We start from the raw sequence: 21,900 nt of genomic DNA, 5'->3' as shown, positions 1-21,900 counted from the left end.
CGCCCGAACGCGTGACACGTTCACGTCCACCGATACCGTCGCCGGGGAAACGTTAACCGCCTCGCGTCGCCTACCTCGCCCATGGACCTGTCGGGGCTGCGCCGACACACGCCGCGGTCGCTCGCCGGGCGGCGAGAGGCGGCGGTGCTGGCGCCCGTCATCGAGCGCGGCGGCGACGCCCACCTGCTGTTCACCAAGCGCGCCGCGCACCTCGGCGAACACCCCGGCCAGATGAGCTTCCCCGGCGGCGGCCGAGAGCCGATCGATCGGACGCTGACGGACACCGCGCTCCGCGAAGCCGACGAGGAGGTCGGAATGCGGGCGAACGACGTGGACGTGATCGGCCGTCTCGACGACACGCGCACGTCGAGCAAGTACTCGGTCCGGCCGTTCGTCGGCGTCGCGTCCGACCGCGAGTACGTCCCCGACGAGTCGGAGGTCGCGGAGGTGGCGGTGCTTCCCGTTGACGCCCTCACCGACCCCGACAACTACGAGTCGGAGCGGCGGGTCGGCCACCCTGAGTACGGCGATCACCGCGTCCACTACTTCCACGTCGACGGCTACACCGTCTGGGGCGTGACGGGGCGGATGGTCGTCCAACTGCTGGAGCGAACCACCGACTGGCGTGCCCCCGAGGAGCCGGACCGCGTCATCGGGGCAGACGCGGAACTGCCGATTTGAGGGTCGTTAGCTCCGGATGGGTACTTTTACCACACGGGAACAAAATCCATCGGCATGGTCGACCTCGTCGAAAGCCTCCGCGCCGTCGACGGCGCGGAGGCCCGGGTGATAGCCCACCTCGGGTCCCTCGATTTCACCGTCGAGTACGTCCGGGACGACCTCGAGTCGCGGTACTCCGACCGGGACCTGGAGTCCGCGTACCGGCTGATCATGGCGAACCAGGTCACCGGCGACGAGTTCAAGCAGCTCATAGACGAGTCGTTCGAGGCCCAGACGCTCTTCTTCGAGAACGTCGTCGTGTTCGTGTTGCCCTCGGCCCGCTACGAGGCTATCTTCGCCTCGTTCGACCGGACCGAGCCGTTTCCCGTCCTCGACCTCATCGACGCCGCCGACCGGTCCTGACCGCGCGGCCCGCGGCTCCCGGACGGCCGTTCACTCGGCGGGCTCGACCGCCAGTCGGAGCGTCAGCTCGGCCTCGTCGGCCAGCGCGGCCACGAGGTCGCGGTCGAGATCGGCCGCGGCCGCGTCGCCGTCGACGAGGACCGTCCGCTCGTCGTCGGTGTACTCGCTCGTGCGCCCCACCATCGAGCGGTCGTCGAGCAGGGCGAGGTCGGGGTGGCCGCGCCCGGTGACCGTTTCCGCGTACGTCTCGTCGCCCGCGTCGACGACGAGCGTCGCCTCGATCGTCGCGTCCGCGTCCCGGCACGCCTCCCGGAACGCGGCGGAGAAGTCCCGCGGGGTTCGGTCGGCCTCCACGCCGACGATACAGTCGCCGGCGGGCGTGAGCCAGTCGTCGGTCGTGAGTTCGAACGTGCTCGCGTGCTCGGCGGTCACGTTCTCGTGGCCGACCGCGCGGATCACCTCCACGAGGGGGTCGTCGGCGTCGTCGATCATTACCGTGAAATCCGGCGCGCGCGACAAGTGGCCGTCGCTTCGGCGGCGCGGACCGGTGCCGGAGCCGTCGGCTCCCACCGCCTCAGACATCGGCGCCCTCGGCGAGCGCGGGGACGAGGCGGGCGGGGTTCTTCGCCAGCACCCGGGCCATCAGGTCCTCTGAGACGTCGAGGGTGAGCACCTCCATCACGCCGACGTTGGGGTGGACGTCGGGCGCGCCGGAGCCGAAGAGGACGCGGTCGGGGTGTTCCAACACGCCGCGTTCCAGCACCTCGCGGTACCGGACCGCGCTCGTGTCGACGTACAGTCGGTCGTGTTCGTCCAGTAGGTCCAGCGTCCGATTCATCAGCTCGGCGTCCAGCGGGTACCCGCCGAAGCTCCCGAGGACGACCGGGAGGTCGTAGCCGAGCAGCTCCGTCTCGACCGCCTCGGGCGGGAACTCCCGCCCCGCGTGGACGAAGAGGGGGAGGTCGGCGTCCTCCAGCCGCCGGAGCACGTCCTCGTCCGGGAGCCCGTCGACGTGGGGCGCCAGCGTGAAGCCGTGGAAGCGGTCGTCGTAGGAGTACTGCTCGACGTCGTCCGGTCGGGTGTGGTGGTCGTCGCGCTCGGCGCGGAGGTTCCGGACGGCCGACACCGGGCCGGTACCCGGGTCGCGGGGACCGTTGAGGCGGGCGAACGCGACGAACGGGCGGTCGATCGCCAGCCGGGCGACGGCGTTGTTCGCGCGGAGGTAGCTCCGTCCGGCGGCGCGCTGGCCGGGGCTCGCCACGGCGCGGACGATCCCCGCCTGGAGCATCTCGCGTTCCAGTCGCTCCGGGGAGATGTCCCGCCCGTGGGTGGCGACCGACGACTCGTCGGGGTCGAGAGTCGCGCGGGTGTCGACGATCCGGAAGTCGTGTTCGAGCCCGAGCATGGCGGCTCTCTACCGTCCCGTCTCGGGCGACCCGCATGTGCCTGTCGGTCGCACGGCGGGTCGCCCCGCCCTCCCGGCTGCGAGCGCGACTCGACACCCCTCCCGGATGTGACGACGGCCCACGGCGCACGAAAACTGAAGGTCGTCTGCCGTCGTGGGGCGATATGGAACTCGTCGAAGCGACCGAGAACGACCTCGGCGCCCTCGTCGACCGATGGTTCGGCCTCGCGACGGCGATGGAGCCGTACTCGGAGCTGAACGAGATCGTCTACGAGGACGCGACGGACGTTCCGGACGACGGCTTTCGCGCGCACCTCGAAGAGCCGTCGATAACCGACTACCTCGTCGTCGTCAACGGCGAGACCGTCGGGTTCGTCACCCTCGAAACCGGCAGTCGTCCCTCCCGAAAGCGGTCCAGATACCTCAGCATCGTGAACGTCGAAATCGACGCGGAACACCGAAACCGTGGGTACGGCACGGCGGTCGTGGAACGGGTGGAGGCGATGGCTCGCGACGAGGACCGCGACTACCTCACGGTCTCGTGCGAGTGGCACAACGACGGCGCGCGACGGTTCTACCGCGACGCGGGGTTCGAGCCCAAACAGGTGACGTACGCGCGGCCCCTTGAGTGAGTCGAGGGAGCGCGTCGACGACGGTCGCCGCTCCGGTCTCCGATCACGGCCCCGCGGTCGAGACGATCTTGATCACGTCGCCCTCGGTCAGCTCGTGGTCCTCGCCGATCCGGCGCGAGGCGCGCGCGTCGACCGCGTGGAGGTACCCCTCGCCGATGTCGGAGTGGACCGCGTACGCGAGGTCGGGCGGGGTCGACCCCGCGGGCAGGAGGAAGGCGTCCGGGAGCACGTTTCCCGTCCCGTCCGTCCACTTGCCGGCGTCCTGGACCGGGTAGGCCGTGATCCGGTCGAGCAGGTCGTAGACGGCCGCGTTCAGCGCCGTCTGAACCCCCGTCCCGCCGTGTTCGTCCATCGACCCGCGGAGCGCGTCGAGGCCGGCGCGCTGGTCGTCGGAGACGTCTCCGACGATCTCGAACGACTCGTCGCCCGGGTCGTAGTCGACCACGCCCGCCTCCGCGGCCCGCCGCAGGGCCAGTTCGCCGTCGGCGGTCGCGGGGATCACGGGCTTGTCGGTCCCCTCGCGGATCCGGTCGACCGCACCCGCCGGCGCCGCGTCGACCTTGTTCGCGACGACGACGATCGGCTTGGTGCGGCGGCGGACCGCCCGCGCGAGGGCCTCGCGGTCGTCGTCGGTCCAGGCCTTCGGGTCGTCGGGGTACTCCAGCCCGCGGAGGACGGCGGCCACGTCGCCCTCGGTCGCGCCGAACCCGGTGAGCATCTCCGAGAGCGCGGCCTCCAGGTCGAAGTCGGGCGCCCGGGACTTCCGCTCGACGCCCTCCCAGTTACCGTCGACGATGCCCGCGAGCCACAGGTCCATCTCCTCCTCGATGAAGTCCACGTCGTCGAGCGGATCGTGGCTCCCCACCTCGACGGGGTCGCCCTCGGCGTTCGTGGCGCCCGAGGCGTCGACGACGTTCAACACCGCGTCCGCGTTCGTCAGCTCGTCGAGGAACTGGTTGCCGAGCCCCTTCCCCTCGTGCGCGCCCGGCACGAGCCCGGCGACGTCGAGCAGTTCGATCGGGACGTAGCGCGTCCCGTCGCGGCAGTTCTCGTTGCCACAGCGTTCGTCGCGGTCGAGACACGGACACTCGGTGCGGACGTGGGTCACCCCGCGGTTGGCGTCGATGGTCGTGAACGGGTAGTTCGCGACGTCGACGTCGGCCATCGTAGCGGCGGTATAAAATGTGGACTTGCCGGCGTTCGGCTTGCCCGCGAGCGCGACCGTGAGCATACCTGACGGTCGCGGCCCCGCGAAAAGCGCCTTTCGGTCGAACGGAGCGACGTGAGCGAGACTCGAGGACAAGACGACAACCGATCGAGACCCCGTGGCGGCGCGTGCCGGTGAGCGCCCGACCGGCGCGTGCCGGTGAGAGCTCGAAGACTCTCGCTGGAGTCGCGAGCGGTGAAACCGCGGGCAGCGAGCGACGGGGCCTCGGAGGTGTGAGGTCGCGGTGCCGTGCCGGGCGGGACTCGAAGGGGCAGTGGCGAGGACTCGCCACAGGGGATCCGGTGGTGTTCGCCACAGGGCGCTTAATGGCGATGGACGCCCGGCGGCATCTTCGCTCTCGGTTCCGGCCGCGCGTGATTAATACGTCTGCGCCGCCAACGAGTGAGCATGACGGACACCGAGACCGCGACGGTCGGCGGCGGCTGCTTCTGGTGCGTCGAGGCGGCGTTCAAGGAACTCGACGGCGTCGAGCGCGTCACCTCCGGCTACGCCGGCGGCCACGCCGACGACCCGGGCTACCGCGAGGTGTGTACCGGCAACACCGGCCACGCGGAGGTGGTTCAGGTCGAGTACGACGCCGACGCCCTGTCGTACGAGGAGATCCTCGAGGTGTTCTTCACCGTCCACGACCCGACGCAGTTGAACCGGCAGGGGCCGGACGTTGGCAGCCAGTACCGGTCGATCGTGCTCTACCACGACGACGAGCAGCGTCGGCTCGCCGAGGAGTACGTCGCGGCGCTCGACGAGGAGGGCGGCTACGACGACGAGGTCGTCACCGAGGTCGAGCCGCTGGAGACGTTCTACCGGGCCGAGGAGAAACACCAGGACTACTTCGAGAAGAACCCGGCCGACGCCTACTGTACGATGCACGCGCAGCCGAAGGTGGAGAAGGTCCGCGAGCGCTTCCGCGAGAAGGTGAAGGCGTAAGGATCGATACGGACCACCGCCGAAGCCTCATTCGTTTGTTTATAGCAGTTGAACGCAGATCGACGGGGAACACCGCTAAAGCCCCAGTCGTGCGGGCGTCGCACGCTCGCTGCGCGCTTCGGTCGTTCGCTTCGCTCACTCCCTCCAGTGCTTACGTCGCCTGCGACGCCCGCACGACTGCCCCTTCGATTCCCACCCGCACAGCACGGCAACGCACCTCTCACCTCCCCAGCCTCGTCGGCCTCCCTCCGCTTCGCTTCGGTCGGCCGACTCCCTCGCGCGCGCTCCTCGCGGCCGCCTTTGGCGGCCACTCGGAGGCACACGCCACCGCGAATGCCTATTTAAACCCCTCTCGGAACCCCACGACCCCGCCACCCGTCCCACAACACCCTCCCGCCGCAACCTATTCCCTGCCGCCGATCGAATCCCCTCGCGATGAAGATCGGCCTCATCTCGGACGTTCACGCGAACCTCCCCGCGCTGGAGACGGTGCTCGACGACATGCCCGCGGTCGACCGGATCTACTGCGCTGGCGACGTGGTCGGTTACAACCCGTGGCCGGCCGAGTGCGTCGAACGCGTGCGCGAGGTCGCGGCCGCGACGGTCCGGGGGAACCACGACCGCACCGTCGAGACCCCGGAGCGCTACGGCGCCAACCGGATGGCCGAGGCGGGCCTCGAACACGCGAAGGCGTCCCTCTCGGACGACCAGCGCGAGTGGATCGGCGACCTCCCGCGAGCGGAGACGTTCGCGGGCGACCGGTACCTGCTCGTCCACTCGCACCCCGCCGCCGAGCGCGAGGACGCCTACGTCTACCCGGAGGAGTTCCCGACCCTCGACCGCCACATGGGCGAGTACGCCGGCATCGTCCTCGGCCACACCCACGTTCAGGGGTGCCGCGAGGTGGCCGGCGGCTTCGTGTGTAACCCCGGCAGCGTCGGCCAGCCGCGCGACGGCGACCCCCGGGCCGGATACGCGGTCCTCGACACGACGGCCGAGGGAGTCGACGCGGTCGAGACGCACCGCGTGGAGTACGACGTCGACCGCGTCGCCGAGGCGGTCCGCGAGGCCGATCTCCCGGAAACGACCGCGGAGCGGCTCTACGAGGGGAAGTGAGTCACTCGGCGTTCGCGGCGTCGCGGTCGTCGGCCCCGGGCTCCATCCCTAACTGCTCGTAGCAGAACGCCCACGAGTCCGTCTGCTCGTCGACGACCATCGAGGCGGGCTTGCCGACGCCGTGGCCGGTGGCCGACTTCGTCCGCAACAGGAACGGGCCGCCCGCGGCCTCGTTCTGGAGCCGCGCGGTCATCTTCCGGGCGTGCGAGGGGTGGACGCGCGTGTCGCTCGCGGCCGTGGTGAAGTAGACGGGCGGATTGGTCGCGTCGGGGTCGACGTTGTGGTACGGGGAGTACGCCCGGAGGTACTCGAACGCCGCCGGGTCCTCCGGGTGGCCGTACTCCGTCGTCCACGACTCGCCGAGCAGGAAGCGGTGGAACCGGAGCATGTCCAGCAGCGGGACCGCGCACTGCGCGGCCGCCCACAGGTCCGGGCGCTGGGTGACGACCGCGCCGACCGAGAGCCCGCCGTTCGACCCGCCGGCGACGGCCAAGTGGTCGGTGTCGGTGAGCCCCGAATCGCAGAGCGCCTCGCCCGCGGCGACGAAGTCGTCGAAGGTGTGCTGTTTTCCGGCCAGCATGCCGGCCTCGTGCCACGGCTCACCGTACTCGTACCCGCCGCGGGCGCACACCGCCGCGAACGCGCCGCCGTCCGCGAGGAACGGCAGCCGGAACCGGCCGAACGAGGGCGTGACGCTGTTCCGGAACCCGCCGTAGCCGTACAGGAGCGTCGGGCGCGGGCCGTCGACGGCGACATCCTCGCGGTAGCAGACGAAGACCGGGACCTCGGCGCCGTCCGTCGAGTCCACGAACCGCTGTTCGACGACGAGGTCGTCGGGGACGGAGAGGTCGACCGAATCGAGCTCCGTCGACGGGAGGTCCGACGGGTCCTCGCCGCCCGAATCCCCGCCGCCCGCGTCGCCGTCGAGGTCGAGCCCGCGGACCGCCGGGGGCCGGTCGAAGCCGGTGAGCCCGAAGAACGCCTCCGGCGCGTTGCGGGCCCCGGAGACCCACGTGACGGAGCAGTACGACGGCAGCGACACGTCGCGACGGTGCGTCCCGTCGCGGTCGTGGACGGAGAGCCGCGAGTGCGCGTCGCGCTGCCGGTGGACGAGGAGGCGCTCGGGGGTCGGCACGACCGACTGGATGATCCCCTCGCCGCCGGGGAGGACCTCCCGGCACTCCTCGAACGAGAGGTCGCCCTCGCGGAAGCGGTCGACGGAGCAGGCGAGCAGCCGGCGCCGCGGCGCGCCGTGGTCGGTCGAGACGAACGCCGTTCCCCCGTGGAACTGGACCGACGTCTCGGCGTCGGTGTCGGTCAGGACCGGTCTGAGCTCCCCGTCGACGTGGACGTACCACTCGGTGCCGCCGACCATCTCGGAGAAGGCGACCGCGAGCAGCCCCGAGTCGGGGTCGACCGTGACCCGCGGCCAGACGTGCTGATCGTCGTGTTCGAGCAGGACCGTCTCCGCCTCGGGACCGTCCGCGAGCCGGAAACGCCGGATCTCCTTGTCCATCTGCGCGCCGTCGGCCGCGCCACCGGTGGCGACGTAGACGAACCCCTCGCCGTCGGCCGCCCACGCGAGGCTCCCCGCGTCGACGCGGCCGCGCTCGGGGAGGACGGCGACCTCCTCGACGCCCGGGCCGTAGCCGTCGTCCCCCGCGGCCTCGGGGTCGTCGGCGTCGGCGGTCGACCCCGCTTCGCTCGGGTCGGGCACCGAGAGGACGCGCACGTCGTAGTTCTCGTCGCCGCCCTCGGTGACGCCGACGGCGACGCGCTCGCCGTCGTGGGACGGGACGTACCACGCCATCGAGCGCGGCTCGCGGTCGTCGTCGCGGTTCGCCGGCCACGCGTTCGGGTCGACGAGGAGCCGGTCCGCGCCGTCGGGCGCGTCGCGGACCACGAGGCGGGCGTGGTCGTCCCCCGGTTCGCGGACCGTCGCGAAGTACCGCCCCTCGCGGACGGTTATCGGGCCGTAGTCGGCCACCTCGACGAGGTCCTCGAAGCGCGGGCGAAGCCGGTCCCGGAGCCCGTCGTCGAGGACGGCGTCGACGTGGGCGTTCTGCGCGTCGACCCAGTCGTCGACCGCCGCGCCGTCGCCTTCGAGCCACCGGTACGGGTCGTCGACGTCGACCCCGTGAAGCGTCTCCGTGACGACCTCTCGCTTCGTCTCCGGCGGAGAGCGGGCCGGAACGGATTCGCGTGACATACGGACCGGTGTCGCCGGCGACGCAAAACCGCTGGGGTCGCGGCGGCCGAGACCGCTGATCCGCCGGTCTCGCGGGCGACGAGGCGGCGGTTACGGTCGAGGGCCGACCGGGAGCCTCACGCCCACAGGCCCGCGACGAACAGCAGGTTCCGCGCGGCGACCGCGAGCGAGAGGGCGCCGACGCCCGCGCACATCAAGGTCGCGACGAACCGCCGCGTGCCGCCGGCGACCGCGACCGGAACGCCGATGACGGCCATCCCGACGACCTTCGTGAGGAGCATCCCGCCGAAGAGCCCGAACCGGGCGATGAACAGGCGACCGACCGGCGAGCCCTCGACGTACTCGCTGCCGGAGAGCGCGACGTACGTCGTTCCGACGTCCGCGGCGGCCCCGGCGATCAGGAGACCGACGGCGAGGGCGAGACGAGAGGGCACTGGCCGACCGAACGCGGTGCGAAGGCATAAACTTCGGGGCACGCGGTCGGGTCGTGACCACGCCGACGCCGAGAGCCCGTGACGCGCTGCGACCCGAACGACCGTGGCTGGTCGCGGTCAGCGCACAGCACGGGGCGATTTAAACCGCCGCATCACGTACGATCGGTAATGAGTTCGTCCGACGACGAGTACGAGATTGCGGTGGTCGGCGGCGGGCCGGCCGGGCTGACGACCGCGCTGTACGGGGCCCGACTGGGCCACGAGACGGTGCTGATCGACCGCGGCGGCGGCCGCGCGGCGATGATGGCCGACACCCACAACGTGATCGGCGTCACGGAGGACGTGTCCGGCAACGAGCTGCTCGCGACCGGCCGCGAGCAGGTGGAGTCGTACGGCGGCACCTTCGTTCAGGACTTCGTCACGGACGCCGTCGAGACCGACGACGGCCGCTTCCGGCTGACGACGAGCGACGACGAGATCCTCGCGGACCGCGTCGTGCTCGCCACCGGGTTCTCCGACGAGCGCCCCGACCCGCCGCTGCCGCGGAACGCGAAGGGGCTCCACTGGTGTCTCCACTGCGACGCCTACATGTTCGTCGACGAGCCGGTGTACGTGATGGGGCACGGCGAGGCCGCCGCCCACGTCGCGATGATCATGCTGAACATGACCGACGACGTGGACCTCCTGACCCGCGGCGCGGAGCCGACGTGGAGCGACGAGACGGCCGCCCAACTGGAGGCGCACCCCGTCGAGATCGTTCACGAGGACGTCACCGGCATCGAGAACGACCCGGACTCCGGCTGGCTGGAGGCGATGGAGTTCGAGGACGGCACCCGCCGCGAGTATCGCGGCGGGTTCCCGATGTACGGCTCCGACTACAACACCTCGCTCGCGGAGGGGCTCGGCTGCGACCTCACCGACGGCGGGGAAGTCGACGTCGACGACCACGGGCGCACCAGCGAGGACGGCGTGTTCGCGGTCGGCGACGTGACGCCGGGCCACAACCAGGTGCCCGTCGCGATGGGGCAAGGCGCGAAGGCCGGCATCGCGCTCCACAAGAGCCTCCGCGACTTCCCGCGCTCGACCGAGGAGATCGCGCGCGACGGTCCCGTCGACGCCGACGAGGTGCCCGCGATCCCGCCGGACCTCATGGCGACTGCCGTCGCCCACGAGGGGCACGCCGGCGGCCCGCGGACGGAGGTGGCCGAGACGGACGACGCCGAGGCGCCGGCTGCCGACGACGACTGATTCGCGCTTCCGGCGGCCCCCGGGTCGACACGCTGACCGGGCCGGGCGTCCGACGTGAGACCGGCGCGCGGGGACGCCGAGAGGAACGCGGAGGCGACGCTCTTCCGAGCGGGCCGTAGTTACAGAAGAGAATTTCGGTAACGCGCGTTACAGAAATGTAATTCAGATTATATTTAACTTCCCGTAGTGCCTTTCATCGGTTGCGATGCAACACGGACCACTCGATCCGCCGATCGGCGACCATCAGGGGCCAAGCGGCCCGCGAACGCTATCCGGACTCGCCGCGTTCACCCTCCTCGCGGCGTTCGTCGTCGGGACCCTGCTCGTCCCGGCGGTCGGCATCGCAGCCGTCGTCGCGGCGGCGGCCGTCGGCGTCGGTCGCGAGGCGTACCGACGCCGCGAAGCCGGTCGGCAGCCCCCCGCTGACGCGTCGCCTTCCGAACCGCGGCCGCGCCCGGACTGAGCCGACGGATCGGCTCCGAGCGCACCGACGCCGCGGTTCGCCGCCACCGACTCGCAAATACCGACACCCTCCGACCGGCCCGCCTCGGCGGCCCGCGAGCGCCGTCGACACGCCCGGCGGTTCGGCGGTCGCGCGTCGCGCCGAGGGCCGGCCGAAACACTAAGTCGGACCTCTCGGATGGTGTCGGTGTGACGAGCGACGGCTTCCTCACCGATTCCGGGGTCGAACTGGAGCGGGCGTTCGGGCTCGTCGCCAGCGACACCCGAATCGAGATCCTCCGAGCGCTGTGGGACGTTCGCGTCTCCGACGGGGAAGGCGCCTCGTTCTCGGAGCTCCGCGAGCGGGTGGGGGTCAGCGACGGCGGCCGGTTCAACTACCACCTCGGGAAGCTCGTCCCGGAGTTCGTCCGCAAGCGCGAGGAGCGCTACAGCCTGACCCACACCGGGGCGAAGCTGATCGGCGACGCCGTCTCGGGGGCCTACACGGAGACGGACGGACCGAGCGTCCGACAGGCGGCCGTCGGCGACTGCCACATCTCGGACTGCGACGGGAGCACGACCGTCGAGTACCGCGACGGCGAACTGCGGTTCGGCTGCGACACCTGCGACCGACGGCCGGACGCCGTCCCGGTGCCGCCGATCGTCGTCGAGTCGAACGACGCGGACGACGTCCCCGTGGTCGGGAGCCGCTTCTCGATGCTGACCGTCGAGCGGACCAACCGAGGGTTCTGTCACCTGTGCGACGGTCCGATCGAGCAGACGGTCGCCCGGTTCCACCCCGACTTCGAACCCGACCTTGACGGTTCGGTCGACGTCATCCACGAGTGCCGAGCCTGCGGGGAGTGGCGGCGGAGCGGCGCCAGGGGGACGCTCATCGGCCACCCCGCGACGGTGTCGCTGTTGTACGACGCCGGGATCGACTACCGGGCGGTCCCGCACTGGGAACAGACGTGGCTCAACGAGGCGACCGAGCGGGTGGTCGACGAGGATCCGGTCCGCGTCGCGGTGACGGCACCAATCGGCGGCACCGAACACCGGTTCACGCTCGACGGGTCGCTCGACGTGGTCGACTGGGAGTGAGCCTGTTGACGTTCGCTTCGCTCGCTCTCTGATTCGAATCCCTCGGCGCATCCTCCCGCACCGACTCACTCGTCGCTGTCGCTCCTCGTTCGTTATGTGCGGGAGGATGCGCCGGCCGGGATTTGAACCCGGGCCATGAGCTTGGAAGGCTCAGGTCCTACCACTAGACCACCGGCGCTCGCGTCGGCCGATGACGCACCTACACGTAGGCGGAACGAGTCTCATAAGCGTTCCGTGTTCGGGTGGGTCGGCAGGTGGAACGCCGCCCGAGGGGCGCGGTTAGGTGTTAAAGACCCACGATACTGCGGACCTCTCCCAGCTCGTTAGAACCCTTTTCAGCCGCTTAGAAACCTGTTCGGGACATATGTGTGTACCCACCCAACGTACATCCGTGAGGTGAGACCGATGTCATACCAATCGAGCAATCCGCTGGTCGGCGAGACCGAGTTCGCGCTGGACGGACCGTGGGCGACCTACTGGATCGCGTTCATCCGCGTCGTCACCGGGTGGTGGTTCTTCCACTCCGGGATCACGAAGATCATCGAGAGCGGCTTCGCGTACACCTACGGCTCGGCGTACATGCAACAGATGACCGGGACCGCCCTCGGCGGCATCCCGGTCTGGATGGGGAACAACCTCGCGTGGCTCATCGAGCCCGGGGTACCCCTCTTCGAGACGCTCATCGGCCTCGCGCTGATGGCGGGAGCACTGACCCGGTTCGCCGCGTTCGGCGGAGTCATCTTCATGAGCCTCTTCTGGATCGGCAACGCCGGGTTCGGTCACGGCGTCGTCAACAGCGACCTGATGGGGCTGCTCCTGTTCATGACGGTGATCGTGCTCGCGGCCGGGCGGTACTACGGCCTCGACGCGCTCATCGAACGGACCGAACTCGTCAAACAGAACCCCAAACTGCGGTACCTACTCGGCTGAGAGGTGACCACTAATGACAGACATCATCGACACGGCGGCGCGGGCGTTGAGCGCGGGACTGATGCTGTTCGGCATCGTCGTCCTGGGACTCGTAGAGGTCCTGGCGGGACAGCCGTACAGCCCGGTTCCGATGACGAACGAGGCGGGCGAGGTGGTCGCGACGCCGCTGATCGCCCCCGAGATCCGGACGGGATTCGTGCTGGCGGGCCTCGCGGTGCTCGGCCTGTACGCGGCGTACCGTCTCGTGGCGCCGCTCCCGGAGGACCGGGACGTCAGCCACGAGACGATGGCCGACTGAACCGAGGCGGAGTCACCGACCGCGACTCGACCGACGTGCGGCGGCGTCGCGGACGACGGTCACTCTTCTGCGGTACTCGCCCGTTCGTCGAGTGACGCCTCCGAGTCCTTCGGTCCGTCCAGCGGCGGATCGTCCGCCGAGTCCGCTCCGTCGGCGGTGCCGCCGTCCGTGCTGGCGGGGGCGGTCGAGTCCGGATCGCCGTCGCCGCCGAACGTGAACGCCGACTCGCCCGTCTCCGTCGTCGCCGCCGACTCGCCGGCCTCCGCGTCACTCGTTGGACCGTCGTCACCGACCGCACCCGCCTCGACGTCGACATCGAAGGCCTCGGTCGTCCGCCGGAGGTCCGCCGCCCGTTCGCGGAGGTCGTGCGCCTGCTCGGAGACCTCGCCGAGCGTGGCGGCCTGCTCCTCGGCGGCGGCGGCGACGGTGGTCGCCTCGGCGGTGGTCTGCTGGCTCACGCCCGCGAGGTCGTCGACCGCGCCGGTCACCTCGTTGACCGACGTCGCCTGCGCGTCCATCGCGCCGGATATCTCCTGAACGCCGTCGTCGGCCTCGCTCACCCGGTTCGCGACCTCAGAGAGCGCGTCCTCCGCGTCCTCGACGACCGCGACGCCGTCGTCGACGCCGTCGCGGATCGCGGCCATCTCGTCGACGCTCTCGTCGGTGCGCTCGCGGAGGCCCGCGATGAGGGACTCCACCTCGGCGGCGGACGCCTGCGTCTCCTCGGCGAGCGTCTTCACCTCCTCGGCGACGACCGCGAAGCCGGAGCCGGCCTCGCCCGCGCGGGCGGCCTCGATCGAGGCGTTGAGCGCGAGCAGGTTCGTCTGGTCGGCGATCTCCGAGATCGTCTCGACGATCGCGTCGACCTCGGCCATCTCGGCCTCGAGCCGCTCGATCGTCTCGGCGGCGGACTCGGAGCGCGCCTCGATCGCGTGGAGCTCCGCGACGGCGTCGGCGGCGGCCTCGCGCCCCTCCTCGGTGAGCGCGTCGGCCCGCCGGGAGGTGGTCGCGACCTGGTCCGCGGAGGCGGCGACCTCCTCGACGGTCGCCGACATGTCCTCCATCTCGCCGGCCACCTCGGCCAGCCGGCGGCTCTGCCGCTCCGCGCCGGCGGATATCTCGTCGACCGCCTCGCTGGTCTCCCGGCCGGCGGCCGCGGCCTCGTCGGTGCCGTCGGTGACCGCGTCGCTCCGCTCGGCCACCTCGACCGCGAACGCGTCGACCTCGGCGATCGCGCCCTCGAGTTCGTCCATGGCGTCGTTGAACTCCGTGGCGATGGAGCGGAGGGCGTCCGGGTCGTCGGGCTCGACGCGTAGCCGGGCGGTGAGGTCGCCGTCCGCGCAGGCCGCCATCGTCTCGCCGAAGTCGCCCGCCCGAGACTCCAGCCGGTCGGCGAACGCCTCGCTCTCCGCCTTCGCCGCCTCGGCGCGCTCGCGCTGCGTCTCGGCCGACTCGATCTGCTCGCGCAGCGAGTCGCGCATGGTCGCGAACGCGACGGAGAGGTCCCCGAACTCGTCGCGTCGCTCCGTGTGGAAGTCAACGCCGAGGTCGCCGTCGGCCAGCGCCGACGCCCGCGCCCGGAGCCGGTTCAGTTCGACGACGGTGCCGCGACCGAGGGTCGCGCCGATCAGCCCGAGCCCGACGATCGCGACGCCGACGATGAGGATCAGGTTCCGCCCGATCATCCCCGAGAGCGCGTACGCCTCAGAGCGGGGGACGTGGACGGCGACGGACCAGCCCTCGGACGGGACGGGGGCGTACGCGACGAAGTAGCGCGCGCCGTCCGCGAAGCCGAGCGTCGCCGACGAGACGTGTCCGACCGAGTCCTTCCCGTCGGAGAGCCGCGAACGGAGCGTCTCGTCGTATCGCTCCCCGGCGACGCCGTCGCGGTCGCTCGCGCCGATCGTGCCGTCCCCTTCGACCAGCGTCGTGAACGCGCCGTCCGTCGGCTGCCGGAACTCGCCGACCATCGACTCGAGCGAGACCTCCACGACCGCGTACTCCCGCTCGGGCGTCCCGGCGACGTACGCGACCCGACGCTCCCCGTCGACCTCGTACGTCGGCGTGGTCGTGACCGTGTCGCCGAGCAGGAGCCCGTCGTCGAACCACGGCCGGCTCGTGAGGGTCTCCGCCCGGTCGCCGCCCCCCTGGGCCTCGTCCGTCGACGCGATGACCGTCCCGTCTTCGCGGTCGATAAAGTGGAACGCCCGGACGTCGTCGCTCGCCCGCGACAGCCGCGACGAGAGGTACGCGGCGACCGCGTCCGGATCCTCGCCGTAGACGTCGTTGTCCGCGACCTCACCGGCGAGGCTCCGCCGCTCGCTGGTCCAGCCGTCGGCCTCGAGGGCGCCCAGCTCCGCGACGGCCGTGTAGTCGCCCTGCGCGCTCGATTCGAGCTGATCCGTCGTCTCCGCGTACGTGACGGCCCCGACGGCGCCGATCGCGAGGACGACGACGACGAGGGCCACGAGGAACTTCGCGAGATAGCTTCGAGCCACCACGCCGGGCGCGACCCGACGGAGGAGCCGCTCGAGGAAGGTATCGGCCATTACCACGAGACGGTCGACAAACCTTATTTAATCCCCGCACGCTGGTATCACACGCGATAATCAGCTGTCCGGAGCCGAGACGGTCGCGTAGCAGTTCCCGCTCGAAACCGCGGTTTCGAGCGTTTCGAGGGCGCTTTCGTCGAGGTCTGACTCGAACTCCGAAGGCGAGTAGATGTGATAGTACCTCGGGACCGTCTCGCCGCCCGGCAGGGTCCAGTCGACGGTCGTGTCGAACCCGTCGTCGCGGTCGAATCGGTCGTGTGCCGTGCTCCACGCGCTGACGAGCGCGACCCCGCCGGGCGCGAGGGCGCGCGCCAGTTCGTTCAGGCTCTCGATCCGGGCTGCTCGCGGCGAGAGGTGGTGGAGCGTTGCGACGTAGACCCCGAGGTCGACCGCGTCGTCGCGGACCGGCAGCGCGGCCGCGTCCCCGTGGACGAACTCGGTCGCGTCCGCGAACCCGCGCCCGAGAGCGCGGGCGGCCGCCTCGTCGAGCAGCCCGCGGCTGAGGTCCACGCCGACCGCGGTCTCGGCACGCGTCGCGAGCGCCTCCGTGTGTCGCCCGTTCCCGCAGCCGACGTCGAGCGCGAGGGTCCCCGACCGCCCCTCCAGGAACGACTCGACCTCGGGCCACGCGTGCTCCCGGGTCTTCGAGAAGTGCGCCGCGATGCGGTCGTACGTCGACTGGAGGTCCATACGCTCTCCCTCGGCCGCGAGGGGTATATGCCGACCGGACCGCGTCACACCACGCCGATCGCGACGAACGAGACGAGCGTGAGCGCGAGCAGCGCCACGACGTGTTTCACGCCGTCGCGCACCGAGCCCTCCCCGAGCTGGCCGGCGACGAGGCCCGAGCAGATCGCCTGAACCGTCGCGGCGTGGAAGAACAGCTGCTCGTAGGCCGCGGCGTTGATCTCGGCGATCCCGTCCGTGATCCCGCCGCCACCGAGAGAGGCGCCGGTCCCGGCCGCCGGGAGGCTACCGCCTCCCGTCTCCGGGACGGCGGCCGTCTCTATCGCCGGGATGAACGACACCGAGAGCGCCGCGATGATCCCGAGGAAGACGAAGAAGGAGATGTAGATGACGATGAGATACGTTAACATTACTTGTCGTCGCTCACGCCGGAGCGACCAGGTCGCACGCGACTCGTCCGCCGCGATCCGGAGGACGGGTCCGACGTCGCCGCTCGCTCGCATCGCGTTGGTGACGAGGGCGACCGCCCGGGACATCATCGGCGATCGGACCCGCCGCTCGAGGCGGCGCAGCGCGGTCGCGACGTCCGCCCCCCAGTCGACGTCGCGGCGGGTCCGGCGGAGGTCCGCCGTCAGCGCCTCCAGGTTCGAGTCGGCGACGCGGCGGACACTGCCGACCACGGCGGTCCCCGCCTCGTTGACGCTGGCGAGGCGGTCGAGGAAGTCGGGCACCGCGGACTCGATGCGGCGGACCCGACGCTTGCCGAACTCGTAGGCGACCGCGTAGGCCGCGAGGGCGAAGGCGGTCGCGGCGACGATCGGCCCGTCGACCTGGTCGGCCATCTCCACGGGCGTCCCGAGCGTGATCGGGAACGCGAAGACGAGGAGTCCGACGACCGCGACCGGGACCGCGACGAGAAACACCGTCCGCGGCGAGGCCAGCACCGTCTCGGCCGGCGACGCGATCAGCCGACGCACCCAGCGGAGGCGGTCGTATATCCGGAGGCGCTCGCGACTCTCCGTCCAGCGGTTCGCGCCGGCGCCGCTCGCGTCGACCCCGTCCGAGCCGCTCCCGGTCGCCGTTCCCCCGTCGAACCGCGGGGGGTCGCCCCGGTCCCCGGACCCGTCCGTCGCGTTGCGAACTCCGGTGACCGACGGGGTGTTCGGGTCGTCGAGCGACGACTCCGCGACCGTCTCGGTGCCGCCGACGCCCTGCGTCACGCTGTCGACGTAGACGACGAAGCCGAAGGTGCCGAGCGGCACGCCGAGGTAGACGACGACGCGGAGGAGCGGCATCGTGTCCTGTAAGACGAGCCCGATGACGACGAGGATGGTGATGAAAAACAGCGGTCCGGCGACCAGCGCCGTCACGTACGCCTCGGCGAACGTCGAGAGCAGTTCCAGGTACTGCTCCTGTTTCGCCTCCGCCTCCGCCTGATAGCGCTCGTACTGGTCCTTGAGGAACGTCGACACGGACTGCCCGGTTCCGAGGACCGACGCGAGGTTCTCCGAGAAGTCCGAGAGGTCGTCGCTGGGCGTCCGCCGCGAGATGCGCTGAAGCGCGGTGAGCGCGTCCGTCCCGAAGGCGTTCATGTCGCGGACGGCCACCGACAGCTCCGTGGCGGCCTCGCCGTACACCGCCTCGTTCTCCGCGAGCGTGTCCATCACGCGGGGGAACGCCATCCCCGAACGCGAGAGCGCGTACATGAACGCGACCGTCCGCGGCAAGGTGGCGTCGATCTCGGCGGCTCGCGCGGCCGCCCGCTGGTCGAGCAACTGCCAGCGACCGACGTACACGCCCAGCGCGAGCCCCGCCCCGACGGTCGCGGAGGCGACGAGGAGGAGGACGAACAGCCGTCCAAGCCCGAGGTCGGCCAGCCGCGCGACGCCCGCGAGGAACCCGAGCTGGGCCGGGAGCGCCTCGCGGAGCGCGGCCTCGCCGACGTCGAGCGCGGCGAGCAGTCCCCCGGCCGCGTACACGCCGATCACGCCGCCGGCGACCCCGAGGACGGCCGCGTACAGCAGGGTCCGCGACGCGTAGACGCGGTGCGTGGTGCCGGCGACGTGGGCCGCGCGCATCCGGTCGCGCTGGGCCTTTCGCCGCGTCTCGTTCTCGCCGACGTAGTCGCCGAACGCCGACAGCGCGACGCGGGTGACGAACAGGTCGGCCCGGTCGTCGACGAACTGGAGCGCGAGCGCGAGGCAGGCCCCGACCGCGACGACGAGGGGCAGGTACTCGATCATCGGCCCGCGGGATCGGTCATCGGGTCTCCAGCGCCGGTTCGGCCCTCACCGACCTCCTCGCCGCCGAGGTCGTCGGCGTCGACGTCGTCGGCCGCGGCGGCGCGCTCGTCGAGCTTCTCCATCACGCGGTCGGGGTCGGCGTAGTACTCGTTGACGAGGGCGGTGAACGTGCGGTAGTCGTCGATGCCGAGCGCGGAGAGCAGTTCGAGGAAGCGCTCGCGGCGCCGGACCTCGCGGAGGAGCTCTGAGCGCGACCAGGCGCGCTCGTCGGCGATCTCCGCCAACAGCGACGAGTCGTTCCGCTGGAAGGTGTCCGAGTCCGGGCGCCACTCGAACGCCGAGGAGTAGTCGAGTTCGCCGGTGCGCTGGTCGATGCCGCCGATCTCGCCGATCGTCTTCGCGCGGCGCACCCGCTCGTCCCCGGAGCGCGTGAGCGTCTGGACCGAGAGCATGTCGAGCGACTGGACCATCGCACGCGGGACGTTGATCGGCTCGTTCTCCAGCCGGTTGATCACCGTCTCGATCGAGTCGGCGTGCATCGTCGAGAAGGTGGTGTGGCCCGTGTTCATCGCCTGGAACAGGGTGATCGCCTCCTCGCCGCGCACCTCGCCGACGACGATGTACTCGGGGCGGTGGCGCAGCGCCGAGCGCAGCAGGTCGTACATGTCGATGTCGGTCCCCTCGAACCGGCGCTCGCGGGTGACCGCCGAGAGCCAGTTGTCGTGGTATAAGGAGAGCTCGCGGGTGTCCTCGATGGTGAGGACCTTCGCGCGCGGCGGGACGAACATCGACACCGCGTTCATCGAGGTGGTCTTCCCGGAGGCGGTGCCGCCCGCGAAGATGAGGCTCTTGTTGTGCTCGATACAGAGCCAGAAGTACGCCATCTGCTCGATCGAGAACGTGCCGTACTCCACGAGGTCGACCGGGGTGAACGGGTCCTCCGCGTACTGGCGGATCGTGAACGCCGAGCCGCGCGGCGTCACCTCCTCGCCGAGCGCCAGCTCCGCGCGGGACCCGTCGGGGAGCGTCGTCTCGACGATGGGGTCGCCGACGGAGACGTGACGGCCGGACTGCTGAGCGAGGCGGATCACGTAGCTGTCGAGCGCTTCTTGGCCGAACGAGACGTTCGTCTCGATGTCCGTGTACTCGTCGTGGTAGACGAAGATCGGGAGGTCGTAGCCGTCACAGGAGACGTCCTCGATGTGGCGGTCGTTCAAGAGCGGGTCGACCTTCCCGTAACCGCGGAAGTCGCGGTAGAGGTAGTACGCGATGGCGTGGAACGTGTCCATCCCGGCGTCGACGCCGTACCCCTCTAACAGCGTCTCGAGCTCCGTCCGCAGCGTCTCCTCGTCCGTCTTCCCGCTCCCTTCGCGGTAGAGGAGCGGGTCGCGGATGTCGTCGACGACGCGGTCGAGCAGGTCGCGCTCGAACGCGTCGAGTTCGGGCTCGACCGCGTAGTAGCGGTGTTCGCTCTCGACGTCGTCGTAGGTGATCACGACGTACGCGTACGGAGCGTTCACCCAGTACCGGTCGACCTCGCGTTCGTCCTCGGGAACGGTGAACGAGGCGAGCGGTCCGTCCTCGTCCGGGCTGAACGGCCGGACGTCGAGCGTCGAGCCCTGGAGCAGCTCCCACGTGCGGGAGAGGCGCCGCTGGAGGGCCTCGATCCGGTCGCCGAGGTCGCTCCCGCCGGCGTCACTCGCCATGGCTACGGGGACGTAGAGGCGGGGGGAAGTTAAACTCCCCCCGGCGATTATCACGGGCGACATCGAACCGAACCGGCGTCCGGATCGGACCGGACCGGCGTCCGGATCGGACCGAACCGGCGTCCGCGTCGATTCGCGCTGGCGCGTGCGCGTCGCCCACCCCGCGCTACCGCCGATCCGCCCGTTACGTTGATACGGCCGGACCGCAAAGCAGTTGGTACGAAATGCGGCGTGACTACTTCGATTTGACCGTTGAGGGCGTCGGGGACGGCGCCGGCTCTCGGTCGCCCCCGCTGGTGCGGATCGACTTCCACGGACCGGAGGAGCTGCTCCGCGAGCAGTTCTCCGGGGGCGAGAGCGACGGCGCCGACGGCGAGGGCGACGACTTACTCACCGCCGACGAGGTAGACGTCGCCTTCCGGCTCCGCGAGCCCCTGGACGAGGCGGACGACCCGGAGGGCGTGGTCGGCGTCACCAACCGGTACACCGGCGACTTCATCCTCGAACTCAACGAGACGGCGACCGACGTACTCCCCTTCATCCACGCCGCGCGAGACGCCACCGACGACGGCGACGCCCGGTACCGGGTCGAAATCGACGTGGACGGCGAGCGGCTCGTCACCTACGACAAAGACACCTTCCTCGTCTACGACCACGAGGGGAACCTCCTCCGCAGCGAGAGCCTGATCCCTTCGGGCGTCGAACTCTGAGGCGGACGGACGGTCTCGGGCGGACGCCCCGACCCTCACAGGCTGACGCTGTCGGGGACGAACCGGACCGAGTCGCCGGGTCGGAGGTCGAACGCGCCGTCGCCGCGCCCGTCGTTGACGTCGCACTCCGCGTAGCCGTGGCTCCCGACGGTGACGAGGCGGTCGCCGGGGTCGACGGCGCCGAACGTCGCCGCGACGGGCGTGAGGTCGCCGTCGACGCGGATCCAGTCGCGGCCGCGGACCAGTTCGCCGGGGACGTTGGTGATCACGTTGCCGAACCGGTCGATCGCGAGTACCTCGCCGTCGACGGCGACGACCTCGCCGCCGCCCTCCCCGTCACTCCCCTCGCCGTCGCCCGCCTCGTCGCGCTCCACCGTCGGCTCCGGGAAGCGGATGTCGACCGGGTCGCTCGCTGGCGAGAGGTCGTCCGTCCCCGCGAGCGTCTCGGCGACCGCGTCGGGATCGCTCGGGCCGTCTCCCGCCGCCGCACCGTCTCCCGCCGCCGCGTCGTCGAGGGCCGCCCGGACGCGGGCCGCGGTCGGGGCGAACACGTCGCGGCCGTGGAACGTCTCGCTCGCGGGCTCGTCGACCGCGATGGTCCAGACTTCGACGTCGGAGTCGTCGGCCGCGAGCGCTCGGGCCGGCGGCATCGCGAGGCCGTTGTCGGGCGCGACGAGGACGTGCGCGCCGGCGCGGACGACGAGCGCGTCGCGGTCGGTGCCGACCCCGGGATCGACGACGGCGCAGTGGACCGCCGGCGGGAACTCGGGGAGGACGAACCGCAGCCAGAAGGCGGCCGCCCGCGGGTCCCCGCGCGGCAGGTCGTGCGCGACGTCTATCATCTCGGCGTCCGTGTGTCGGCGGACGACGCCCTTCATCGCGGCGGGATACGGCGATCCGAAGTCCGAGGTCAACGTGATCAGACCCGATGTCATATCTGAAACCGCGTC

The 21,900-nt window shown here is 70.9% G+C and carries 21 protein-coding genes and 1 tRNA gene; 11 read left to right on the top strand and 11 right to left on the bottom strand.

Features of this window, described 5'->3' with window-relative positions:
* Nucleotides 1-81: 81 nt before the first annotated feature.
* Both EXE42_RS04760 and EXE42_RS04755 read left to right on the top strand, forming a co-directional pair.
* The gene (locus tag EXE42_RS04760) at nucleotides 82-681 is read left to right on the top strand and encodes a CoA pyrophosphatase (RefSeq protein ID WP_137705989.1); all 600 of its coding nucleotides are present in this window, start codon (nucleotides 82-84) and stop codon (nucleotides 679-681) included.
* 54 nt (nucleotides 682-735) lie between these two features.
* Nucleotides 736-1,083, top strand: a complete 348-nt coding sequence (locus EXE42_RS04755) for a hypothetical protein (protein ID WP_092921258.1) — start codon at nucleotides 736-738, stop codon at nucleotides 1,081-1,083.
* Between the two features lie 30 nt (nucleotides 1,084-1,113).
* Here the strand turns inward: EXE42_RS04755 and EXE42_RS04750 are convergent, their stop codons facing one another.
* Nucleotides 1,114-1,575, bottom strand: coding sequence for a DUF371 domain-containing protein (locus tag EXE42_RS04750; protein WP_137705988.1), 462 nt, complete (start codon nucleotides 1,573-1,575; stop codon nucleotides 1,114-1,116).
* A gap of 82 nt (nucleotides 1,576-1,657) precedes the next feature.
* Nucleotides 1,658-2,488: an amidohydrolase family protein gene (locus EXE42_RS04745; protein WP_092921260.1), complete on the bottom strand. Its 831-nt coding sequence runs from the start codon at nucleotides 2,486-2,488 to the stop codon at nucleotides 1,658-1,660.
* A 164-nt stretch (nucleotides 2,489-2,652) separates the two neighbouring features.
* On the opposite strand from EXE42_RS04745, the gene EXE42_RS04740 reads away from it, so the two are divergent.
* The gene (locus tag EXE42_RS04740) at nucleotides 2,653-3,120 is read left to right on the top strand and encodes a GNAT family N-acetyltransferase (RefSeq protein WP_137705987.1); all 468 of its coding nucleotides are present in this window, start codon (nucleotides 2,653-2,655) and stop codon (nucleotides 3,118-3,120) included.
* A gap of 43 nt (nucleotides 3,121-3,163) precedes the next feature.
* Here the strand turns inward: EXE42_RS04740 and EXE42_RS04735 are convergent, their stop codons facing one another.
* Nucleotides 3,164-4,351, bottom strand: a complete 1,188-nt coding sequence (locus tag EXE42_RS04735; protein WP_092921262.1) for a redox-regulated ATPase YchF — start codon at nucleotides 4,349-4,351, stop codon at nucleotides 3,164-3,166.
* A gap of 384 nt (nucleotides 4,352-4,735) precedes the next feature.
* Between EXE42_RS04735 and msrA the strand changes: the two genes are divergently transcribed.
* Both msrA and EXE42_RS04725 read left to right on the top strand, forming a co-directional pair.
* Nucleotides 4,736-5,275 (top strand): peptide-methionine (S)-S-oxide reductase MsrA, encoded by a 540-nt coding sequence (msrA, locus tag EXE42_RS04730; protein WP_092921264.1) that lies wholly within the window; start codon nucleotides 4,736-4,738, stop codon nucleotides 5,273-5,275.
* A gap of 435 nt (nucleotides 5,276-5,710) precedes the next feature.
* Nucleotides 5,711-6,391: a metallophosphoesterase gene (locus EXE42_RS04725; protein ID WP_137694408.1), complete on the top strand. Its 681-nt coding sequence runs from the start codon at nucleotides 5,711-5,713 to the stop codon at nucleotides 6,389-6,391.
* Nucleotide 6,392: 1 nt separating this feature from the next.
* On the opposite strand, the gene EXE42_RS04720 is transcribed toward EXE42_RS04725, so the two are convergent.
* Nucleotides 6,393-8,600 carry a prolyl oligopeptidase family protein gene (locus tag EXE42_RS04720; RefSeq protein ID WP_137705986.1) on the bottom strand — a complete coding sequence of 736 codons (2,208 nt, stop codon included), beginning with the start codon at nucleotides 8,598-8,600 and terminating at the stop codon, nucleotides 6,393-6,395.
* A 116-nt stretch (nucleotides 8,601-8,716) separates the two neighbouring features.
* A complete protein-coding gene (locus EXE42_RS04715; RefSeq protein ID WP_092921270.1) occupies nucleotides 8,717-9,034 on the bottom strand; it encodes a hypothetical protein in 318 nt (105 codons plus the stop codon).
* A 168-nt stretch (nucleotides 9,035-9,202) separates the two neighbouring features.
* Here EXE42_RS04715 and EXE42_RS04710 point away from each other — a divergent pair, with 168 nt between their 5' ends.
* The 3 genes from EXE42_RS04710 to EXE42_RS04700 all read left to right on the top strand — a co-directional run bounded on the left by EXE42_RS04710 (nucleotide 9,203) and on the right by EXE42_RS04700 (nucleotide 11,824).
* Complete coding sequence (locus tag EXE42_RS04710; protein ID WP_092921272.1) at nucleotides 9,203-10,282, top strand: NAD(P)/FAD-dependent oxidoreductase; 1,080 nt, start codon at nucleotides 9,203-9,205, stop codon at nucleotides 10,280-10,282.
* 205 nt (nucleotides 10,283-10,487) lie between these two features.
* Nucleotides 10,488-10,745 (top strand): hypothetical protein, encoded by a 258-nt coding sequence (locus tag EXE42_RS04705; RefSeq protein WP_092921274.1) that lies wholly within the window; start codon nucleotides 10,488-10,490, stop codon nucleotides 10,743-10,745.
* 188 nt (nucleotides 10,746-10,933) lie between these two features.
* Nucleotides 10,934-11,824: a winged helix-turn-helix domain-containing protein gene (locus EXE42_RS04700; RefSeq protein WP_092921276.1), complete on the top strand. Its 891-nt coding sequence runs from the start codon at nucleotides 10,934-10,936 to the stop codon at nucleotides 11,822-11,824.
* 107 nt (nucleotides 11,825-11,931) lie between these two features.
* Here the strand turns inward: EXE42_RS04700 and EXE42_RS04695 are convergent.
* Nucleotides 11,932-12,002: transfer RNA gene (locus tag EXE42_RS04695), tRNA-Gly, on the bottom strand.
* Between the two features lie 227 nt (nucleotides 12,003-12,229).
* Between EXE42_RS04695 and EXE42_RS04690 the strand changes: the two genes are divergently transcribed.
* The gene (locus tag EXE42_RS04690) at nucleotides 12,230-12,754 is read left to right on the top strand and encodes a DoxX family protein (protein ID WP_092921278.1); all 525 of its coding nucleotides are present in this window, start codon (nucleotides 12,230-12,232) and stop codon (nucleotides 12,752-12,754) included.
* Nucleotides 12,755-12,767: 13 nt separating this feature from the next.
* Nucleotides 12,768-13,052 carry a hypothetical protein gene (locus tag EXE42_RS04685; protein ID WP_092921281.1) on the top strand — a complete coding sequence of 95 codons (285 nt, stop codon included), beginning with the start codon at nucleotides 12,768-12,770 and terminating at the stop codon, nucleotides 13,050-13,052.
* 59 nt (nucleotides 13,053-13,111) lie between these two features.
* Here EXE42_RS04685 and EXE42_RS04680 read toward each other — a convergent pair whose 3' ends face one another.
* Genes EXE42_RS04680 through EXE42_RS04665 form a run of 4 tightly spaced genes read right to left on the bottom strand, consistent with a single transcriptional unit; the run spans nucleotide 13,112 to nucleotide 20,240 of the window.
* On the bottom strand, nucleotides 13,112-15,601 hold the full coding sequence (locus tag EXE42_RS04680) for a methyl-accepting chemotaxis protein (RefSeq protein WP_137705984.1): 2,490 nt from the start codon (nucleotides 15,599-15,601) through the stop codon (nucleotides 13,112-13,114).
* 60 nt (nucleotides 15,602-15,661) lie between these two features.
* The gene (locus EXE42_RS04675) at nucleotides 15,662-16,294 is read right to left on the bottom strand and encodes a class I SAM-dependent methyltransferase (protein ID WP_137694396.1); all 633 of its coding nucleotides are present in this window, start codon (nucleotides 16,292-16,294) and stop codon (nucleotides 15,662-15,664) included.
* A gap of 44 nt (nucleotides 16,295-16,338) precedes the next feature.
* Complete coding sequence (locus tag EXE42_RS04670) at nucleotides 16,339-18,534, bottom strand: type II secretion system F family protein (protein WP_092921287.1); 2,196 nt, start codon at nucleotides 18,532-18,534, stop codon at nucleotides 16,339-16,341.
* Nucleotides 18,531-20,240 carry a type II/IV secretion system ATPase subunit gene (locus EXE42_RS04665; RefSeq protein ID WP_092921289.1) on the bottom strand — a complete coding sequence of 570 codons (1,710 nt, stop codon included), beginning with the start codon at nucleotides 20,238-20,240 and terminating at the stop codon, nucleotides 18,531-18,533. Before EXE42_RS04665 ends, EXE42_RS04670 begins: the two co-directional genes overlap by 4 nt.
* Nucleotides 20,241-20,464: 224 nt before the next feature.
* Between EXE42_RS04665 and EXE42_RS04660 the strand changes: the two genes are divergently transcribed.
* Nucleotides 20,465-20,950 (top strand): DUF5793 family protein, encoded by a 486-nt coding sequence (locus EXE42_RS04660; RefSeq protein WP_092921291.1) that lies wholly within the window; start codon nucleotides 20,465-20,467, stop codon nucleotides 20,948-20,950.
* 35 nt (nucleotides 20,951-20,985) lie between these two features.
* Here EXE42_RS04660 and EXE42_RS04655 read toward each other — a convergent pair whose 3' ends face one another.
* Entirely contained in the window at nucleotides 20,986-21,873 is an 888-nt protein-coding gene (locus EXE42_RS04655; protein ID WP_137694414.1) for an S-adenosyl-l-methionine hydroxide adenosyltransferase family protein, read from the bottom strand.
* Nucleotides 21,874-21,900 lie beyond the last annotated feature (27 nt).

The sequence above is a fragment of the Halorubrum sp. SP3 genome, assembly GCF_005435195.1.
GTDB lineage: Archaea > Halobacteriota > Halobacteria > Halobacteriales > Haloferacaceae > Halorubrum > Halorubrum sodomense.
Note: the sequence above shows the minus strand (reverse complement) of the source record. Positions and strands in the feature narration are given on the sequence as shown.

What these genes read in the sequence shown, in the direction of transcription:
- EXE42_RS04760 (WP_137705989.1), top strand. Translation starts at nt 82, where the DNA reads ATGGACCTGTCGGGGCTGCGCCGACACACGCCGCGGTCGCTCGCCGGG.
- EXE42_RS04755 (WP_092921258.1), top strand. Translation starts at nt 736, where the DNA reads ATGGTCGACCTCGTCGAAAGCCTCCGCGCCGTCGACGGCGCGGAGGCC.
- EXE42_RS04750 (WP_137705988.1), bottom strand. Translation starts at nt 1,575, where the DNA reads ATGATCGACGACGCCGACGACCCCCTCGTGGAGGTGATCCGCGCGGTC.
- EXE42_RS04745 (WP_092921260.1), bottom strand. Translation starts at nt 2,488, where the DNA reads ATGCTCGGGCTCGAACACGACTTCCGGATCGTCGACACCCGCGCGACT.
- EXE42_RS04740 (WP_137705987.1), top strand. Translation starts at nt 2,653, where the DNA reads ATGGAACTCGTCGAAGCGACCGAGAACGACCTCGGCGCCCTCGTCGAC.
- EXE42_RS04735 (WP_092921262.1), bottom strand. Translation starts at nt 4,351, where the DNA reads ATGCTCACGGTCGCGCTCGCGGGCAAGCCGAACGCCGGCAAGTCCACA.
- msrA (WP_092921264.1), top strand. Translation starts at nt 4,736, where the DNA reads ATGACGGACACCGAGACCGCGACGGTCGGCGGCGGCTGCTTCTGGTGC.
- EXE42_RS04725 (WP_137694408.1), top strand. Translation starts at nt 5,711, where the DNA reads ATGAAGATCGGCCTCATCTCGGACGTTCACGCGAACCTCCCCGCGCTG.
- EXE42_RS04720 (WP_137705986.1), bottom strand. Translation starts at nt 8,600, where the DNA reads ATGTCACGCGAATCCGTTCCGGCCCGCTCTCCGCCGGAGACGAAGCGA.
- EXE42_RS04710 (WP_092921272.1), top strand. Translation starts at nt 9,203, where the DNA reads ATGAGTTCGTCCGACGACGAGTACGAGATTGCGGTGGTCGGCGGCGGG.
- EXE42_RS04705 (WP_092921274.1), top strand. Translation starts at nt 10,488, where the DNA reads ATGCAACACGGACCACTCGATCCGCCGATCGGCGACCATCAGGGGCCA.
- EXE42_RS04690 (WP_092921278.1), top strand. Translation starts at nt 12,230, where the DNA reads ATGTCATACCAATCGAGCAATCCGCTGGTCGGCGAGACCGAGTTCGCG.
- EXE42_RS04685 (WP_092921281.1), top strand. Translation starts at nt 12,768, where the DNA reads ATGACAGACATCATCGACACGGCGGCGCGGGCGTTGAGCGCGGGACTG.
- EXE42_RS04680 (WP_137705984.1), bottom strand. Translation starts at nt 15,601, where the DNA reads ATGGCCGATACCTTCCTCGAGCGGCTCCTCCGTCGGGTCGCGCCCGGC.
- EXE42_RS04675 (WP_137694396.1), bottom strand. Translation starts at nt 16,294, where the DNA reads ATGGACCTCCAGTCGACGTACGACCGCATCGCGGCGCACTTCTCGAAG.
- EXE42_RS04670 (WP_092921287.1), bottom strand. Translation starts at nt 18,534, where the DNA reads ATGATCGAGTACCTGCCCCTCGTCGTCGCGGTCGGGGCCTGCCTCGCG.
- EXE42_RS04665 (WP_092921289.1), bottom strand. Translation starts at nt 20,240, where the DNA reads ATGGCGAGTGACGCCGGCGGGAGCGACCTCGGCGACCGGATCGAGGCC.
- EXE42_RS04660 (WP_092921291.1), top strand. Translation starts at nt 20,465, where the DNA reads ATGCGGCGTGACTACTTCGATTTGACCGTTGAGGGCGTCGGGGACGGC.